We start from the raw sequence: 18,743 nt of genomic DNA, 5'->3' as shown, positions 1-18,743 counted from the left end.
CCTAGAGCGGTTTTCGATCATTCTGGTTCATAGCCGCACGATCTGAAGTAGTTGGCGCATTCCTGAGGCTGGAAGATATCGACGAGTTTGCCGATCAAGCTCCACAGGCCGCTGACCGTTCGCTCGCCCGCTTTGCGGAGCATGGCCTTGAGGCGGGAGAACGCTTTCTCGATCGGGTTGAAGTCGGGGCTGTAGGGCGGGAGAAAGCGCAGGGTTGCGCCTGCGGCCTCGATGAGCACTTGCACCGATGCGCGCTTGTGGCTCGATAGGTTGTCCATGATGACGACGTCGCCGGGCCGCAGTTCCGGGACGAGGACCTGAGCGACGTAGGCTTCGAACCAGTCGCCGTTGATCGGTCCATCGAGCACCATAGGCGCGACCATGCCGGTCATGCGCAGGCCAGCGACCAGGGTGGTGGTCTTGCGGTGGCCGTGCGGGAAGCCCATCCGCAACCGCTCGCCTTTCGGGCAACGACCGTGGCTGCGGGTCATGTTGGTGGCGGTCCAGGTTTCGTCGATGAAGACCAGGCGCTCCGGTTCGAGATCGAGTTGCCCCTCGAACCAGTCCTGACGCTGTTTCAGGACGTCTGGTCGATCTTGCTCTATCGCATGGCCTGTCTTTTTTTGCGCGTCAGGCCACGGCGAACAAAAAAGCGATGTAGCCCGGCCACGGAAACGGCCATGCCCTTGTCCGCAAGCGCCAGACGTAGTTCTTCGAGGGTGATGTCCCTACGCTCCTCCCAAATGGCCAGAATGTCCGCTGCCCGCTCTTCCACCCGCCGCGAGCGCATATCCCCGCCGCGCGGCTTTGGGGCAATGTCACCCGTCTCGCGCTGCTGTGCCCGCCAACGGACCGCCGTTGATGGTGCAACACCGAACCGGGCCGCCGCAGCACGGCAACTCGATCCACTGTCCACCGCTGCCAACAGCCGAGTGCGCAAATCCATCGAAAGAGCCATCCATGCCGGCCTCCTTCACCAGCACGGATTCTGAATCAGAAATCGCGCCCGAAGGGAATCCCAGACCGATTCAGAACGGTCGAAAACCGCTCTAATGAAGCGTCCCGGTCTTTCCGGGGGCTATCCGGCTTGCCTCAGGCAGCCATATCGAGGGTCTCGAGGGCTGTACAGTAATTTGCCCCTGCCTCGGCGGCCAGCATGTAGCCGAGGGGATCGAACAGGCGATGCTCGGTGTACCAGTGGGCCAAAGGGAGGCATTTTGACGGCCGAAGCACTCACCAGGAGCGCCGGCGCCAGATTACCTACGCCTTGTGGAGCCAAGTCGATCGTTTGGCCAAGGCCTTGTCATGCGAGTGCCCGACACTGTCCACTGGAGGAACAAGACCTGGGCTATGACGGTGAACGGTAACGGCACCGTGCGATTGCCTCAGTGCCCAAGCGTTGTTCAGCGTAGCCACGAGGTGTATGCTGCGACTCGGAAAGCCGAGCTGCGGCACCAAAATTCAGCAGCTTAGGCCCGGTCCTATACCGGCTGCGACTCCTGCCGCCCCAGCCAGGTTAGGATAAGTCCTTGATATAGGAGTGCGGCAGAGCGCGGATTTCGGCAAGTAGCCGCCGCGTGTAGCCACGAAAGGGGACATTCCCCATGCACACCTGCTCCCAGCTGTTCCGCCGCGGCGCCGTTTACTATTACCGGCGGCAGGTCCGCTGGTCCGACGGCCGGAAATATCGTATAGCCCTGAGCTTGCTGACGAGGAGACTCGAAGTGGCGAGATCGCGCGCGGCCCACCTCTCCAGTGCTGCAGACTTCCTGCAGCGCGGGCTCGACCGCGCCGACCCGCCTCTTGCTTTCGCGCAGCGCTGCGAAATTTTTCGCCGGCGTCTGCTCGCCGAGCGCGATCACCTCGAGGCATTGCATCACGAGATCGTGCGGTCGGTGCCCCACGACGTTGATCCGGAAACGCAAGTCGAGACGGTGTTCAACGGCGTCGAACGCTTTTCGCGTGCCGTGGTAAGCGGCGGCATGCCGAATGCGGCATTGACCGAAAAGCTTGCGGCCGAGGGGCTCATCCTGAACTCGCAGACTATCGCGCTGTGGGATGCCGAGGTTGACAGCGCGATCGCTCAATTCGCTCTGAAGGATGGCACCGCCATGCGCCAGGCCATGCTGAAGATCATCCATGAGGCGCGAATCGCCGGTATCGCGGAGTTTCGCCAGCGCCTGCTCTCGCCCGCCAGCGGGTACGTGCTAGCGCTCACCAACCAGCCTTCCACGATCGATCAACCCCGTGGATCAAGCCGGCCCGAGAAAAATGCGGACAATCCGCTGCCCGCTTATCAACCTGCCCTGCCCGAACGCGGTGTGCCGGTTCGCGGTCGCGCAGGCGCTGCGCGGCGCCGGACAGAGCCGCCCGCGGATCAACCATCCGCCGATTGGGCGCGGGTTACCGTCCTGCAAGCCGGCCAGCGCTTCATTGCCGGACAGCCCAAAGCGGGCGGCGGCGCCGCGCCCAAACTAAAAAAGGCGCGCCATACCTGGGATCCTAAGACGCTGCGCCAATTCGAAAGCGCGGTGATGCTCCTCGACAAGGCTTGCCCAGGGCCGATCTGGCAACTTTCACAGTCCGACCTCGATCACTTCGCCGCCCTGCTCGACCGGCTCCCAGCACGCAGCCATCACAAGACGGCGCGGCATGAGGCGATGTCGCTCGAAGAGATCGCTAGCGAAGCAGAAGCTATGGTCGCCGCTGGCACGCTGTCGGCGGAGGCTATCGGGCTTATGCCCCAAACCACGAATCGTCATTTTCGCTTTTTGCGGGCATTATGCGAGTGGGTGAAGAAGCGCGTGCCGCAAATGCCCGAGTTGGACTGGTCCGACTTCATTATCGATGAGGCGAGCGACAGCCGCGAACAGCGTGACGCCTTCACCGCCGATCAGGCCCGCACGTTGTTCCAGCTCCCGACCTGGACGGGCTTCGACAACCTCGCGCGGCGCAACCGGTCGGGTGAGCGGATCGTCCATGACGCCGCCTATTGGCTCCCGCTTTTGGCGCACTATACCGGCGGACGCCGCAACGAACTCGCCAAGCTTATGCTGGCCGACATCGACGTCGAGGACGTCATTCCTTACCTGCGCATCGACGCAACCGAAACGGGCCGGGTCAAGACCCCGCGTTCGAAAAGGTTGATCCCGATCGCCGATGAACTCATCAGACTTGGGTTCTTGGGATACGTGGTCGCCATGCAGCGCGACGGACAACGCCTGCTGTTTCCCGATCTCGTTCCAGGCTCGCCAGGCCAGACAATGGGCGATGTTTACTACAAACGCTTCTGGCGAGCCCTGGCCCGGCAGCTGGCATTTCTGAAGCCCGGGCAAGCGATGCATGCGTTCCGGCATCTGGTATCAACGGAATTGAAGGACGCTGAAGTCTTCGAGGAGAATCGGAGTGACCTGCTTGGTCATGCGGGGCCGAACGCGATGGCCGATCGTTACTCGAAGGCTTCCGCGCTGCTGAAACTCCAAAAGGTCGTGAACAAAATTCCGATTGTTACCGCCCACCTTCAACCGGCTCCGCTAACGCTCTGCAAGGATCACTGGATAAGGGCAACGCCGCCCTCGCCCGTCTCGCCAACCGACAAGGACATGACGGGTCGCTGCCGCCGGTCGATGCCAAACGCTCCCGTCACACCAGCCCAGCGTGCGACTAGCGGCAAACGTCGCGAGAGCGGGAACCTGTCTCGCCTGAACCGCCCAGCCTCCCCTACCGGCTGAACAGCAACAAGGAGCTCGAAGTTGGACATCTCGAAAAACTCGTGGCGTCTGACGGCGTGAAGTGATTCACTGCCTTTGCGCGATGGTGGAGGCGATGATGGCAGGGCAGCCGGGTTTCTTCGATCTTTCGGACCGATATGAGGCATTGAGCGCGGCGGGCGATCCGCTGGAGCGTCTGGCGGCAGTGGTGGACTTCGAGGTTTTCCGGGGACCGCTGGTAGCGGCGCTGCGCCGTAGCCCTCGCGGCAAGGGTGGCCGCCCGCCGTTTGATCCGGTCCTCATGTTCAAGATCCTCGTGCTCCAGGCGCTCTACTCGCTTTCGGACGAAGCCACCGAGTTCCAGATCAAAGATCGCCTCTCTTTCCAGCGTTTTCTTGGGCTTGGCCTGGATGGCACGGTGCCCGATGCGACGACAGTGTGGCTGTTCCGGGAGCGTCTGGTGAAGGCCAAGGCGATCGACAGGCTATTTGCCCGTTTCGATGCCGCGCTGACCGACCGGGGCTACCTCGCCATGGGCGGGCAGATCATCGACGCCACCGTGGTGCCAGCCCCGAAGCAGCGGAACACCGAGGAGGAGAAGGCGGCCATCAAGGAGGGCCGGATACCCGAGCGCTGGAAGGATAACCCTGCGAAGATCCGGCAAAAGGATCGCGATGCCCGCTGGAGCGTCAGGTACACCAAGGCGAAGGTCAAGGAAGGCGCGCCCCCCAAGGCCTTCAAGCCGATCGATCTTGCCATCCCCATGTTCGGCTACAAAAACCACATAGGGATCGATCGCGCACATGGCTTGATCCGCACCTGGGATGCCAGTGCCGCCAATGCCCATGATGGCGCAAGGCTGCCGGTATTGATCAGTCCAGATAACACCGCCTCGGGCGTCTGGGCCGATACGGCCTACCGATCAAAGAAGAACGAGGCGTTCCTGGCCAAGGGCATGTTCACCAGCCACATCCACCAGCGCAAGCCGCACCGCCGAGCGATGCCCGAGCGTATTGCACGAGCAAATGCGAAGCGGTCGGTGGTTCGCTCCGCCGTCGAACACGTCTTCGCCGGGCAAAAGCACCGCATGGGCCTCGTGGTGCGCACCATCGGCATCGCTCGCGCCCGCATCAAGGTTGGGATGGCGAATCTCGCCTATAATTTCCAGCGACTGGCCTGGCTCGAGGGGCGAATTGCGCCCGCATGATGCCGAAAACGGCCTGTGCTCTCGGATCCGTTACGGAAATCAGCGGATCAGCCCCAAAAACTGACGCTCCCAATTCGCCCGCGCGCCTTCACCTTGCCATCATGCCGAAAGCAGACGGTTCTTCGAGGTGTCCAGTTTGCGTTCAGAACGGCAACTTGGTGACCGAGCCTGTATCCAAGCCGATTGATTCGCCCACTGGACATACCGGCGTGGTGCTTAAAACCTTCAACGATTTAATCGGCTTCTCCTGCAGCCTGACCGACCGATCATGGGACATCCTGCTCAGTCCGGTTTGGAGCGGCGACAGGAGGATAGCGGACATACCTGGTTCAGGGCGTTGATGTCAGATCCCGCCGACATAGCGGTCGTTCGCCCCCTTATTTCGGCGCCCTGAAAGCCGCCATCCGTTCACCGAGACGAAGGTGATGCTGAACGGCCAGGATTGACGCCTCAGCCTTTCATAAGCGTTATGCCGACTGGAAAGTCTTGGCATAAATTCAGGAGAACACGACGATGAATAACTCCGACCTCGCCGAGAAGCTACGCAGACACAGTCGGCCAGGTTGATCCACGGATCGGCCAAGATGACCGCCAGCTTCTGTTTGTGTAGCGGGTTAGGGTGGCTGCATCAGGCCGTAACGAACATCCGTCGCTCTCACCGCTTAGGATATGTTGCCAGTTTCACTTTGAGTATCTGGGAGGCACCGGTAAAGTTCAGCCCCCAATCCACCTGATCGCCGTTCCAGACGCGTGAGAACTTCCAGTTCTCCTTCGCGTCGTAACTGCCCTCTTCCACGCGGTCGATGATGATGTTGCCAAGGGACGGATCGGCGAGCGCGAATTCCACCCGAGCGAAATAGCCGGTCACGAGGTACTCGTCAGGTCCGATGCGCGCGATGGCGACGCCGCCGCTCGGGTAGGCGTTGCCCTTGGGCGGCCCGTCGCCGAAATCGCTCCGACCGAAGCTGACCTGGGCGACATATCGCCCAAGCTTCAGCACTCGTCTGTGTTCGTCCGCCGGGTCTTCCGGCTCGGCGGCGCCCCAGGTCTCACCCTCGAAGGCGAGCTTTGCCCAAAGCCTCGCGAAAGGCTTGAACAGCGTGTAGTTGGCCGCGAAGGGAACCAGGGGCTCACCTTCCAGTTTCGGCGTCGCAGGAAAGACCGGCAAGTAGCGGGTGTAGTCGATTCCGAACGGCGACCAGCCGATGGCGCCCCGCCCCACGGCCTCGAAGAAGTAGCGCGCATATTCCTTGGCGTGGCCGGTTTCAGGCACGAACAGCGCGTTGTCCGGCCTGTCGTAGGCGTCGAGAAACCCGACATAGGCCTTGTGCGCGGGATTGTAGATGTCCGGCGCGACGATATCAAGATGAGGTGCCGCAGCCTTGTAGACGTCGATGACGGTATTGGCCGGGCCGCCGCTGGCGTAGGTTTTGGCATCCTGCCATGTGAATGGATCGCCCGGCAGCGCCGCATTGGCGTACATCGGCAGTGGCTTCTCGGCTTTGCCCGCAGCAGCAACCGTATCGATATAGCGGGCAACGTGCCAGGCGTGGAAATAGAGATCCGCATCGCGGCCGAACAGCGCGGTCCAGCTTCCCGCCGGCTTCTTCATCCGTTTCTGCAGCGCTGCGGGCACCGGCGCGGCGAAGGCGGCATCGGCGGCGGGGGAGTGGTCGCGCGGCAAGCCGTAGGAGCCGGGTTCGTTCTGCACCTGCACCATGATGACGGTGTTCCGCGGGTCCGCTTCGCGCAGATGGCGCAGGAGCGTCGCAAAAGCCTTGCCATCAGCCTTGAGCGTCTCGGTTCCGAAAGGCGAAAGCGCGTAATGCAGGGTACCGTCCGGGCGAACCATGCGGGGGAAGCGGTGGTTATCCAGCTTGACCCAGCGCGGCGCATATTGCGGATTGGTGTTCTTCCAGGTGGCGAACCACAGCAGGACAAGCCTCAGTTTCCTGGCCCGCGCCTGCTCCAGCAGGGTATCGACCACGGTGAAATCGAACCGGCCCTCTTGCGGCTCGATCTGCTCCCAGCCGACCGGAATCTCTACCGTGTTGACGCCGAGCGCATCCATCGCCGGCCAGACGCGCGGCAAGGCGTCGGGCCAGGCGCTGGAGTTGTTGATCTGCGCTCCCAGGATCAAATACGGCGCCCCGTCGACCATCAGCGCGTGGCGCCCGTTCTTCTCCGCAATGCGCGGGGTCTCGGCCTGAGCCCCGGAAGCAATGGCCAGCAGCGCCGAGAGCGCGATCGCAAAGATACTGCGCAGGCCCTTCACGCGACCCCTCGACCGTTCCGTCTTCATCACCGGCATGAACCCCTTGTCTTGCACCAGTCTGCTGCCCCCCACCGAGCCTGGAAGGGGCGCTTTGGAGTTATTTGCGGGAATGGAAGCCGGTGGTGACCTTCAACACCTGTGGCCGGTCGATAAGGTTGATCCCGTAGTCCGTCTGGTCCCCGTTCCACACGCGCGACATGACCCACTTGCCGTCCCGGAACGTGCCTTCCTCGATCGAGACGATGGTGCCGTCCTCACGCCCGTTGGCTGCCGAGAAGCTGACCCGCACATGGTCGCCCATCACCAGATATTCCGTATCGGAAAGCTGAGCCACGGCAACGCCGCCGACCGGTTCGGCGCCCCAGGGTGTCGGATCGGCCTTGATCCAGGTCCAGTCCTTCATGCCGAACTGCCACTGGCCCCAGTCCGCCGTGATCTTCCAGGCGCCCAACGTGACCGACTGCACGCTGCCGTCATCCGGCTTCGCGGCGCCCCAGGTCGGACGGGTAGCGGCGATGCGCGCCCAATCGCGCATGATCGAACCCACGGCAGCATAGGGTAGCGCAAAGGCGGCCAGGGTCTGCTTGTCGAGTTCCTTGGCCCCCAGCGGATAGTTGAAGTAGCCGGTGCCATCCATTCCGAAGGGCGCAAAGCCGATGCCGCCGCGCCCGATCGTGGGCCAGAAAAAGCGGGCAAACTCGCGGGCGTTGCCGATCTCGGGCACCATCAGCGGATTGTCGGGCCGGGTATACTTGTCGAGATACTGGATCACGTTGCCGCTGTCGCGGTCGTAGATGTCTGGCGCGGCGAAGTCGATCGCCGGGGCTGCGGCCTTCCAGATATCGAGCACGTCCCACTGCGGGCCGCCACTGGCGACGCCGGTGGGATCTGGCACGTTCGAGGGCCCGGCGAGCGAGGCGTTGACGTACATCGGCAATGCCTTCACCGCCTTGCCCGCTTTCGCCAGGGCATCCACGAAGCTGGCGACGTACCAGGTATTGAACGCGCGCGGCGCCTGCTTGCCGAAGGCCTGTTCCCAGGTGCCGGACTTGCCCAGCTTGCGCGCCAGCGTCGCGGGAATCTGCTGCGCGAACAGACGGTTGCCCTCGGCGGAGAAATCGCGCGGAACGCGGTAGGATCCGGTTTCGTTCTCCGGTTGGACCATGATGACGGTGTTCTGCCGGTCATGGTCACGCAAGTACTCCATGACCTTCACGAAAGCACGGCGATCGGCCTCCATGGTGGCCTTGGACAAGGGCGTGAGGACGCCATGATCCTTGCCTTGCTGGTCCTTCATGCGGGGGAAGCGCGCGTTGTCGAGCTTGACCCAGGCCGGGGTATAGGCCGGGCTGGTGTTCTTCCAGGTTCCGAACCACAGCAGCACCACCCGCTTGTCATGGGCGCGCGCCTGATCGAGCAGCTCCTGAAGGAACGTGAAATCGAACCGCCCTTCGACCGGCTCCACCTGCTCCCAGGCGATCGGGACCTCCACGGTATTGGCGTTCATCGCATCGAGCACTGGCCAGGCCGCCTTCAGCGGCTCGGCATAGTTGCTGGAGTTGTTGACCTGCCCTGCCAGCATCACGAACGGGGCGCCATCGACGATCAGGGCATGGCGTCCGTCGCGGCTCTCGATGCGGGGGATCGGCGTCGCCGTCTGGGCCGCGGCAGCACCTGCCATGGCGAAAGCCAGTGCGAATGCCGGGATAAGCGGTGCGATAGCTTTCAGTTTCTTCATCATTCCCCCTTGGCCGGGTCGCCGGTTATCAGCCCCCGCCCGTCGGTTGCCACATAGACCCGGCCGAACAGGCGCGGATCGCCCGAGACCATGCGGATACGCAGGCCCCACTGATGCTGATCGTCATTGATCCGCGTCCACTGCGTCCCCCCGTCGACGGAGCGCCAGATCGCACGGAGACCGTCCTTGGTCCCCAGGGCGTAGAGGGCCGGCTCCGCGGAGCCGGGCGCGCCTTTGCCAAGGCCGAACCGGTCGACGCGGATGGCCTGCCCGGTACGTCGCCAGCTTTCGCCGAAATCGCTGGAGCGCCACAAGGCGCCGCCCAGAGCAAGCCACAAGGCACCCGCGCGATCCGGCTGCGCCAGAATGGGGGCCGGATCTTCCCGGTTGGCGGAACGCAACGGCGTCAGGTCTGCGGGAAGCCCCCTCCCCGCAATCTGCCGGAAACTGGCGCCGCCGTCGTCGCTGCGCACGATATGCCCTGCCGCGAAATCGACCGCGTAGAAGCGCCTGGGATCCTGCTTGTCCGCCGTCACCCGCACCCGCGAAGGAAGGCCGGAAACTCGCTGCCACGTCGCGCCCCGGTCACGCGAGATCTGCGGCGCATCCGTTTCGACGAGAAAGGCGGTGCCGTCCGCCGACACCGTAATGGCGGCATCCCCCGTTGCTTCCGGACAAAGTGAGCCGTCCGCGCGCGGCGCGCATGCCGGAACGTGAAGCCCGCTCCACGACCCGCCGCCATCCGCTGACCACGCCAGCGAGGTGTCCGGCACGGTGCGCGCGTGGGTATTGCCGCTGCGCACCATGACCAGCGGCGCGCGGCCCGCGTAATCGATCGTATTGGTGTTGGTCAGGAATGGCCGAAGGTGGATGCGCGGCGGCGACACCGCGAAGTCGTCATGCCGGAACCCGCCGATGTCGCCGAAACCGGAGACCAGATGCGCACCGCCGGTAGGGCTGGTCAGCGTGATGACGGCGGTCTGTTCGATGCCGCGCGTCCAGGGTCGCCAGCGCATCGGGCCGGGCTTGTCGAAGTCCTGCGTTTCGTAGACGGTGGCGCCCGTAACATAGGCGGCATGGTCCGGCTGAAACGGATCGATTGCCAGTCCAGCGATCCAGTGGCCGAAGTTCGCCTTGCCGTCGAAATCGAGGAACGGGCTCTCCGCCACATCGCGCGTGGATCGAGGCCAGAGTTCCTCCCACTGCCGACCCCCGTCACGGCTGAGCCAGACGGTATCGACCGGTCGACGACGGTCAACCGTGCTGACAGTGATCATCTTCGGGTCGCGGGCCGAGACGGAAACGCCCATGTAGCCACCCTCCGGCGCATCGGCACCCTTTAGCGGCGTCACGTCGCTCCAGCCACCATTCGCCGTATCCAGCCGCCAGACTTCGCCGCGCGTGATACCGTTGGGCCCGATCCCGTCGTTGACCGTCATCGTCAGCATCCCGTCGCGCCCGAGCACGGCCTTAGCCGCCAGCAGGCGGGCATCCGGACCGCCCGGAAGCGCCATCCAGGTCGCCCCTCCGTCATCCGAACGGTACAGCCGCGCGCCTGCCGGATCGGCGTTGCCCACGAAGATCCGGCCCTTCCTTGCGGGATCGAAAACGACGAAGGAAAGACCGCCGTGGGTCTGCCGCCGTACGGTCGGCAGCCCAAGGCCCTTGAGGGGGAACCCGGCCACCTGCTGCCAGTGCGCCCCCGCATCAGCGCTGGACCATAAGCCCTGATGGCGGGAGCCGAAGAACAGCCTGCGGTTGTCGGAAGGGTCTACCGCCAGCCGCTCGCCCAGGCCGCGTCCATCCTCATTGCCGCCCATCGCGAACGGCGCGGGCGTCACCTGCCAGTGATTGCCGCGATCGGTGGAACGGAAAATCGCAGCGGGCAAACGCGCGCCCATGCCGGCGGCCAGGTACACCGTGCCTGGATCCACCGGATCGGCGGCGATGCTCTCGATCCCCATGTAACTGCCTTCGGAGACACCGTCTTGAAGCGGCACCCAGCGCCGTTTCTGTGCGTCCCAGCGGTAGGCCCCGCCCATGTCCGTGCGCAAGTAGGCAAGGCCGGGCTCCAGCGTGCTGAACACGATACCGGGAGCGAACCCGCCGCCGCCCACGCGAACGTTGGCCCAATCGTATGCAGTGGAAGACGACTGCTCCTGCGCGGCAACGGGGGCCGCCGCAATCGCCATCATGGCCGGGGCGACGGCTGCCACCGCAAGCGCGCCCAGCACGCGACCAGCCCCTGCAATACCCACGGCCTCTTCCCTCATGTTCGTTGGCATCGCACCATTAGCAGCCCCTACGATAGCGCTACCAATTCCATAGGGGAATACCTTCTTCACGAATTCGGGGCAGGCGGGACATTGCGGCCCGCCTGCCCCGAAGACCTCAGAACGTGACGTTCACGCCCATGCGATAGCGGCGATCGCTCTGGAACCAGCTGCGCCCGTAGAGGCCGCCCGGATAGCCGCCCATCAGCGTCTTCTGGGTGGCGTTCAGGATATTGGTACCCTGCAGCTGAACGCTGAGGTTCTCGTTCACCCGAACCGTGATACCGGCATCGAGCGTACCGTAATCGGCACCGTAGATCGGCAGATTGGTGGCGATGTTGGTGCTCTGGTTCGGCGCGGTGAAGAAGTTGTAGCTCTGGTTGGTGCCGTTGGCATTGGTCGACTGGAGGTACTTCGAACGCCAGCTATAGGCGACCCGCAGCGAGAACGGATTGTGTTCGTAGAGGAACGCCAGGTTCACGTTGTGCTTCGAAAGACCCTGTAGCGGTACGTCGTTATGCGCCACGCCATCGATGTCGTAGTAGACGTCGCCCGGGTTCTTGCTGTCGAGGAAGGTGTAGTTCGCCTCGAAGCCGATGCCCGAGAACCAGCCCGGCAGCCTGTCGAGGAACAGGCGACCGCCCGCCTCGAAGCCCTTGACCGTGGCCGCCTTGTCCGCCGTGCGCGCTTCGTTGGTGGTGACGGTGGCCTGTTCGGAGGTGCCGTCCGTGAACTGCACGGTTTCGACGCGCTGGGTCGATCCGAATACTACGGAATCGGTGATCCGCTTGTAGAACGCCGCCACGTGGAGGCTGGTGCCGGCGCTGGGGTACCATTCCGCCGAAAGGTCGAAGTTGTTCGACATCGTCGGCTTCAGCGTGGGATCGCCCGAGGTCGTCGTGTAGTTCGCAAAGTCCGGCGGGCTGCCCTGCCCGGTGGTCTGGACGCCAAGGCTGCCCGAGGCGCGCAGCGAGTTGAACGACTGGTTGTCCATGGTGATGTTGTAGGCGGCGCGGATCTTGACGGGCTCGATCGGCGAATAGGTGACGTTCACCGCTGGCAGGACACGCGTGAATTCGGCACCGCCGCTGCGCACCTGCGCCGCATCCGACAGGCTGTAGATCACGCCGTTGCGCACGAACTGGGCCGTGTTCTGCTGGAAGTAGCCGGAGCTGGCGTTCTTCACGTTGACCACGCGGGCACCGACGTTGCCGGTGATCGAAGCCTGGTCCCACTCCGTACCGAAGTTGGCCATGACGTAGCCTGCGAGCGTCTTGGTGCTGTAGTCGGTGCGATCGTTCGGCAGGACGAAGCCTTCCGGACGGCCCGCAGTGCCACCGTAGATGTCGTGGATTTCGTCCACGCCCACGTTCCGCGCGAAATCGACATCCGGGAAGTACTGGCTGGCTGGCAGAGACACGCCGCCATGGAAGAAGTTCTTGAAGGTATAGAGCTGGATATCACCCGGCCGGCTTTGCGAGAACGGGATGATCGGATAGCCGTTCCACTCCTGCCCGAGCGCCGCCCAGGCATAGCCGTTGTTGAGGTCGCGCTCGGTACGCTTGGCCCAGCGGCCGCCGGCCTTGATCGACTTCAGGAAGCCGTCACCGGTAGCGTAAGTCAGGTCGAGCTGCGCCGAGTCCAGCTTCCCGCGGTTATCCTCGTCATGCGGCATGGCGGCCTGCCAGTCGTAGTTGGCCGGGTCCAGCAACGAGGGCACGAAGGCCGGATCCACGCTGATCGCGGGCAGCTTTCCGCCGAGATCGAGACCGAAGCTGGTCGGGAAGTCCACCGTGCGGAACACGGTCATGCGGTGCATCTTGGAGGAGGAGGTGATGTGCTGGTAAGCCGCATCGACCGTGAGCGGGCCGCCGCCGGGGTTCCACTTGACCGAGCCGGAGATGTCCTGCGTCTTGGTGCGGCTGTTCCAGGCACCCGTGGTGCCACCGGTGGTGATGGGAGCACCGCTGGGCAGGAACGTGGCGTTGTCGCGCTGGAACACCGCCGGCGACGAAATCAGGCCGCCAAAATCGTCGAACGTGCTCTGGCTGGGATCGACCGCCAGATTCTGCGACGTGACGAAAGAGCCGAATTCGTCGGACGTGCTGCGATAGCGCGACTGGAAGAATACGCCGGTAAAGGTCAGGTCGTTGCTGGGCGCCCACTGCAGTGCGCCGTAAAGACCGTCACGCTTGCGCTGGAAGTCTTCCTGGCCATAAGTATAGCCGCCGGGGATGAAGTAGTCGTTCCCCTGGATGCGGGTGCGGAACATGGGCTCCATGCGCACGAACTGCGAAACCGAGGTGAGCTGGCTATAGGCAGCGTCAAGGACGAAGCCGATTTCGCCGATGCCCGTTTGCCACTTGCCGGCGACCAGGCCCGAAACCGAATAGTCGGTCTTGGTGGCAAGATCGCCGAAGCTGAGATCCCCGCTTCCCGCGAAGTGCAGGCCTTCGCTGAAGTCGAACGGAAGCTTGGTGCGCAGATCGACCGAACCGCCGGTGCCGCCCTCGATCTGGTCGGCGGAGGAGGACTTGTAGACGTCCACCGCCTGCATCAGTTCGGGCGTAACGTCACCCCACAGCAGCGAACGACCTGCGTTCGCGCTGAATATCTCGCGGCCGTTGAGGCGCGATGCGACGCCGGAAAGACCGCGGATCTGAATGCCCGAGCCTTCGACCGAATAGTGGTCCGGGTCGTTGATCGCAGCAAAACGCACGATGGTAACGCCGGGAACGCGCTGGAGCACTTCCGTGATCGAATTGTCCGGCAATTTACCGGCGTCGTCGGCGACGACCGAATCGACTATCGTGATCGCGTTCTTCTTGCGGTTCTCGGCAGATTCGAGCGCCGCGCGGCGGCCGGTGACGACGATCGCGTCGGTCTCAGCGCTGCCCTGCGAGGCGCCTTCGTCGCTCTGCGCGAAAGCCTGCCCTCCGCAAGCCACAGACATCATGGCGACGCTGATCATGCTCGCACGGGCGTAAAGACGGAATTTAGGCATGTTCCCCTCCTGAATTCATGCGGAAGGGCCAATCGCTACCTCCCGCCTACTATGTCGTTGCTGCGACTATTATTCTGGCAAATCGCTTAGTCTGACAGATTAGTGTCGTCAAGCGGTTTATGGGAGCGGTACCAAAAATCGGATCATCCGTTCTTTTACAGCTTCGAAGTGTTGCAAAAGCGATACGCATACCGGGCATCGCGTATCCATGTAAGTCCCATACTTCCTTGTTTTCTAACGCCTTTTTTTGGTGATAGAACAAGCTCTGCACTCGCACCTCATCGTTGCTGACACTCCTTTGGAGCACGTAAGCCACCGCTTTCTCCGTGCCTCATCGATTGCAAAGCAGCGCCAATGATTGTGATAGCGCTTTCACTCCTCGCTCAGCAAAGATCGTTTGCAGGGGGAAGTATTCATACGATTCGCGAAAGAAACGGTTCGGATAGGCCTACCGTAAAGCGTCGCCGGCTACGCTTTGGCATGACCCCACGCCGACAAATGCTGGATGGCCTTTTTGCGCTCTCCCCCATGTCATCCGGCCAGAAGCGCCGGAGTAACGGCGCACCGCCCCTTAGGAGGAGGATAGGAACGGTGCGCCGCGTAGCCGCCACTCGCCGAGTGGCGGTCAACCGTGGTGAGTAGGGGCGATGTGAGCGGGGATCGAGGCTCGATAACGGAAGTCGCGCAGCTTGGCCTTTGCGCTGCCCGTCACGTAAATGCCGAAGCGGAGGCTCAGGAACCCTCCGAAAACATTGTGATGAATGCCCGACACTTCCATGCGGGTGCCGTGGCGCTGCCAGGTGCGACCTTCATCGTAGGAGTAATGCCATGTCACCACGTTTTCGTCGTTGGTGACGCGCAAGCGCAGGCTTCGCCCCTGGTGGGTCACGGCTGCCCAAGGCAGTTCTTCGGAATATTCGTAGATCTTGAGCTTTTCGGGCGTGAAGCCAAGTCCCACGAAAGCCTTGTGGTTGTAGAACAGCAGTATTCCCGCCTCGCCATCGCCCACAAGGTCGATGGAGACTTCCGCCGCATAGCTGCGATCCCCCGCCAGGCAGGTGAGCGGCGAGGAATCGGCCGGGGAACTGCCGTGGCCTGCGATCACAAGCCCGCCCGCTTCGTAGCGCGCCCGCTCCGCCTCGCCGCGCCCGGGCGCATGGAAGCTCCATTGGATTCCGAAACGGTTGCGGGAGAAATCGTCCGACAGCCCCGGCGCCGAGACGCTTTGCCTGCCGCCCTTTGGTTTGGGAAGCGGCAGGGAAAGATCGCCCCCCTTGGCACGGAACCAGCCATCCGGGGTCCATTCGATAGGCTCAAGCAAAGTCTGGCGGCCCAGCGTCCTCATGCCGTTCTCGTAGCCGTGATAGACCATCCACCAGTCCCCGGCCGGGCCTTCGACCAGCGTCGCATGGCCGCGCGACCACCAGGGTTCGTCGACGCTGACCGTGCGCACCAGCGGATTGCGCGGGCAATGTTCCCACGGCCCGTGGATCGAGCGCGAGCGCGCCGCGATCACCATATGCCCGGTCACCGGACCGGCCGTGCCGCCGATCGCGGTGACGAGGTAGAACCAGTCTCCCTTGCGCAGCAGCTTCGGTCCTTCGGGCGCGAAATTCTCCACCACCCAGTCGTCGGGGTATCGCCAGGGATCGTAGGCCTTTTCCAGCGGCCCGTCGGTAGCCAGGCCGTCGTCGGTCAGACGGATCTTGCGGATGCCGTTGGTGAAGAGATAGCGCTTGCCGTCCTCGCCCATGATGTGGCCGGGATCGATGCAGCCGCTGATCCCGAGATCGACGGGTTCGCTCCAGGGCCCGGCGATATCGTCAGCCCAGATCGCGAAGATCGACCAGCCTTCCCCCTTGGGGTCGGCGGGGATGTAGATGAAGTAGCGTCCCTCGTGCTTGACCAGGTCAACCGCCCAGATCGTGCCGAGATTGCGGTGCAATGCGGGGCCGACCGGCGCCCAGTTCACCAGATCGGTCGAGCGCCAGATCACCAGCCCCGGATAGGAATCGAAAGACGAGTGCGTCATGTAGTAGACGTCGCCGTCCTTCAGGATCGTCGGGTCCGCATGGTCGCCCGAGATGATCGGGTTGCGATAGTACCCGTTGCCGAGATCGGCCTTGCGCTGCCCTTCCGCGCCGACGCCCCACCGCGGGGCGGCAGCGGCGTTACCGGTCGCCAGGGCGTTGGCAAGGGACGGCGCCAGAGACGGTACGGCCGCCCCGGCGAGAGCCCCCTGGAACATCGTGCGTCGGGTGATGCTCATCCTGCGGCCCTCACTTGCCTGCGGGTTCGAGCGTGACGAGCGCCACGTCGTTGCTGCGCATCGGCACTTCCACCGAGGCTACGCCATCCTTGCCCACGCGTACCAGCTCGTCCTGCTGGGGCTTATCGGCCGTTTCGCGCTGAAGCTGCGCGAACTGATCGGTGTTGAGCGAGGCGGGCATGCCCATGTCGATGTAGGACGAGAGCGGGTCGTTCAGGCGATAGCCCGTCTTGCGGACCTGAACGCGGTAGTTGCCCTTAGGCACATGCTGGAACTGGAACCGGACCGTCCGGCTTTGGGTCGCCGGCACCTGGCGGGTGTAAAACGGTTTGTTGCTGAGGTTCTGCACGGGCTGCTGGAAATCCCAGACCAGTGCGGAAATGCGCTTGCCGTCGATGGCCGCCATCGCCTGCCCGTCACCGGTAGGCAGGGCCTGGCCCTTGACCGCGTTGAGATACTTGTAGGCGAACCAGGCCGGTTTGCGGATGCCGTCCTTGTTCATCAGGCCGAAACCGCCGTGGAACGGGGTCGGGGGCGGGCCGGGTTCCTCGAACAGGTCGGTATAGGCCCAGTAGCTCATCCCTTGCGCCAGGCCCTGCGTCGCCTTCAGCTTGCTGAGGATGTAGGGTGCGCTGATATAGCTGTCGTGAACGAAGTCGCGCGGGGTGTAGCTGGTGCTCCACTCCGTAAAGAACAGCGGAATGCCGGGGAATGCCGAGGCCTCGATCTCGCCGCGAACCTTGCGCACGTTGCCGACCACGGCATCGGGCGAGGGAGAGAGCTTGGTGTCCTGCTTGCCCTGCTCGTCCAGGAATCCCCCGTCGACACCGTAAGTGTGGGTCGCCACGAAATCGACCGGCAGCTTGTGGTCCGATGCGAACTTGAGGAATTCAGGGACCCAGGCCGCGCCCGCCGTGGCAGGACCGCCGACGCGCAGGGCGGGGTCGATCGCCTTGATGGCGGTGGCCGTGTTGGCGTAGAGATCGAAATAGGCCTTCTGGTCGGCCTTCTCCCAAAATCCGTCGAGGTTGGGCTCGTTCCACAGCTCGAAGTACCAGCTGCGCACTTCTTCCACGCCATAGCGATCGCGCACATGGGTGATGAACGCGTTGATGAGATCCCGCCACATCGCCGGATCGGGATGCGAGGTATTGCCCTTCCAGTAGAACAACTGCTGGTCCGAAGTCCGCATTACCGCCGGTGTCCAGCCCAGTTCCACGAAAGGCTTTATCCGCTTGGCAAGCAGGCCATCGTAGAGTTGGTCCAGCTTGGTCCAGTCGTAGACGATTTTGCCGTCCACCTTGCGCACGGTGCCTAGCACATCGTGGAAGATGTCGTGAAACCGGATGTAGCGAAAGCCGAGTTCGTCGGCGGCGAGCTTGAGCTGCTCCTGGCTATCCTGCCGGATCAGCGTTCCCGGGAAGTCGGAGCCGACCGAAAGATCGTAGAAGCGGTCCACAGGGCCGGTCGGCGCGGTCACGTCGATACGGATCTCACGCTCGCTGCTGGCCTCGGCTGCCAAGGCGGGCTGCGCGGAAACCGCAAGCGCTGCGGCCAATAGTTCGATCTTTCGCATCTCTACCCCTGTTCTTCGCGCTTTCCCGTGAGCGCGGTTATTTCTGTCTCGGATGCGGCATGGCCGCCCGGCTTGCGCCGGGCGGAACCGTCATACCATTCGGTTGGTGCGGATGAGTTCGCGGTACCAGTCGGCGCTGAGCTTGGGGGTTCGCTTCTGGGTCTTGAAGTCGACATGGTGGATGCCGAAAAGCTTGGTGTAGCCATCTTCCCACTCGAAGTTGTCCATCAGGCTCCATAGGAAGTAGCCTTCGATGGGGAAGCCTTCGCGGACCGCGCGGTGCAGGTGGCTGATGTAGTTGCGCAAGTACGTCACGCGGTCGGCATCGTAGACCTTGCCATCCTTGGCCACCGGATCGTCGGCCGAGCAGCCGTTCTCGGAGATGTAGAGCTTCTTCGGCTTCCACAGCTCGCTGACGGTGCGGATCGACCAGTAGAGCGCTTCGGGGCACATGTAGAGCCAGGGGGATGCCATGCGCGGCGAGTTGGCGAGGTGCGGCAGAATCTCGTAGCCGCTGGCCGTGTCGGCGGCACGCACGGTGTTCGCGGTGTAGACGTTGAGCGATACGAAATCGAGCGCGCTGCCGATCGCCTTCATGTCGCCGGCCTGCACCTTGGGCGCGTCCTTGCCTTGCGCGGCCAGGTAGCTGTCGATGTAGCGGCCTTCCATGATCGCGGTGAGGAACATGGCG

At 63.4% G+C, this 18,743-nt stretch carries 10 protein-coding genes; 2 read left to right on the top strand and 8 right to left on the bottom strand.

Annotation, left to right across the window (positions count from 1 at the left end; translation table 11 throughout):
• Positions 1-17 precede the first annotated feature (17 nt).
• Positions 18-958, bottom strand: a protein-coding gene (locus tag L284_RS47550) for an IS630 family transposase (RefSeq protein WP_235054464.1) whose coding sequence is annotated in 2 segments (ribosomal slippage) — positions 18-613 and positions 613-958 — 942 coding nt in all. Because the reading frame shifts where the segments join, the coding sequence is not laid out codon by codon here.
• Positions 959-1,604: 646 nt separating this feature from the next.
• Here L284_RS47550 and L284_RS46945 point away from each other — a divergent pair.
• Together L284_RS46945 and L284_RS40425 are read left to right on the top strand one after the other, a co-directional pair.
• Positions 1,605-3,731, top strand: a complete 2,127-nt coding sequence (locus tag L284_RS46945; RefSeq protein WP_021235089.1) for a tyrosine-type recombinase/integrase — start codon at positions 1,605-1,607, stop codon at positions 3,729-3,731.
• A 97-nt stretch (positions 3,732-3,828) separates the two neighbouring features.
• Entirely contained in the window at positions 3,829-4,917 is a 1,089-nt protein-coding gene (locus L284_RS40425) for an IS5 family transposase (protein ID WP_031342720.1), read from the top strand.
• A 655-nt stretch (positions 4,918-5,572) separates the two neighbouring features.
• Here L284_RS40425 and L284_RS40420 read toward each other — a convergent pair.
• The 7 genes from L284_RS40420 to L284_RS40390 form a co-directional block, all read right to left on the bottom strand.
• Positions 5,573-7,219, bottom strand: coding sequence for a DUF5597 domain-containing protein (locus tag L284_RS40420; RefSeq protein ID WP_031342718.1), 1,647 nt, complete (start codon positions 7,217-7,219; stop codon positions 5,573-5,575).
• A 70-nt stretch (positions 7,220-7,289) separates the two neighbouring features.
• Entirely contained in the window at positions 7,290-8,930 is a 1,641-nt protein-coding gene (locus tag L284_RS40415; RefSeq protein ID WP_031342717.1) for a DUF5597 domain-containing protein, read from the bottom strand.
• Positions 8,930-11,188 (bottom strand): hypothetical protein, encoded by a 2,259-nt coding sequence (locus L284_RS40410; RefSeq protein ID WP_160172139.1) that lies wholly within the window; start codon positions 11,186-11,188, stop codon positions 8,930-8,932. The genes L284_RS40415 and L284_RS40410 overlap by 1 nt, the downstream gene beginning before the upstream one ends.
• A gap of 133 nt (positions 11,189-11,321) precedes the next feature.
• A complete protein-coding gene (locus tag L284_RS40405; protein ID WP_081674067.1) occupies positions 11,322-14,207 on the bottom strand; it encodes a TonB-dependent receptor in 2,886 nt (961 codons plus the stop codon).
• 625 nt (positions 14,208-14,832) lie between these two features.
• Positions 14,833-16,476, bottom strand: a complete 1,644-nt coding sequence (locus tag L284_RS40400; RefSeq protein WP_021235083.1) for a family 43 glycosylhydrolase — start codon at positions 16,474-16,476, stop codon at positions 14,833-14,835.
• Positions 16,477-16,486: 10 nt separating this feature from the next.
• Positions 16,487-18,052 carry a GH39 family glycosyl hydrolase gene (locus L284_RS40395; protein ID WP_021235082.1) on the bottom strand — a complete coding sequence of 522 codons (1,566 nt, stop codon included), beginning with the start codon at positions 18,050-18,052 and terminating at the stop codon, positions 16,487-16,489.
• Between the two features lie 90 nt (positions 18,053-18,142).
• The coding region (locus tag L284_RS40390) for a family 1 glycosylhydrolase (RefSeq protein WP_021235081.1) at positions 18,143-18,743 on the bottom strand (601 nt) is incomplete at its 5' end.

The sequence above is a fragment of the Novosphingobium lindaniclasticum LE124 genome, assembly GCF_000445125.1.
Lineage (GTDB): Bacteria > Pseudomonadota > Alphaproteobacteria > Sphingomonadales > Sphingomonadaceae > Novosphingobium > Novosphingobium lindaniclasticum.
This window is presented reverse-complemented; position numbering and strand designations above follow the sequence as displayed.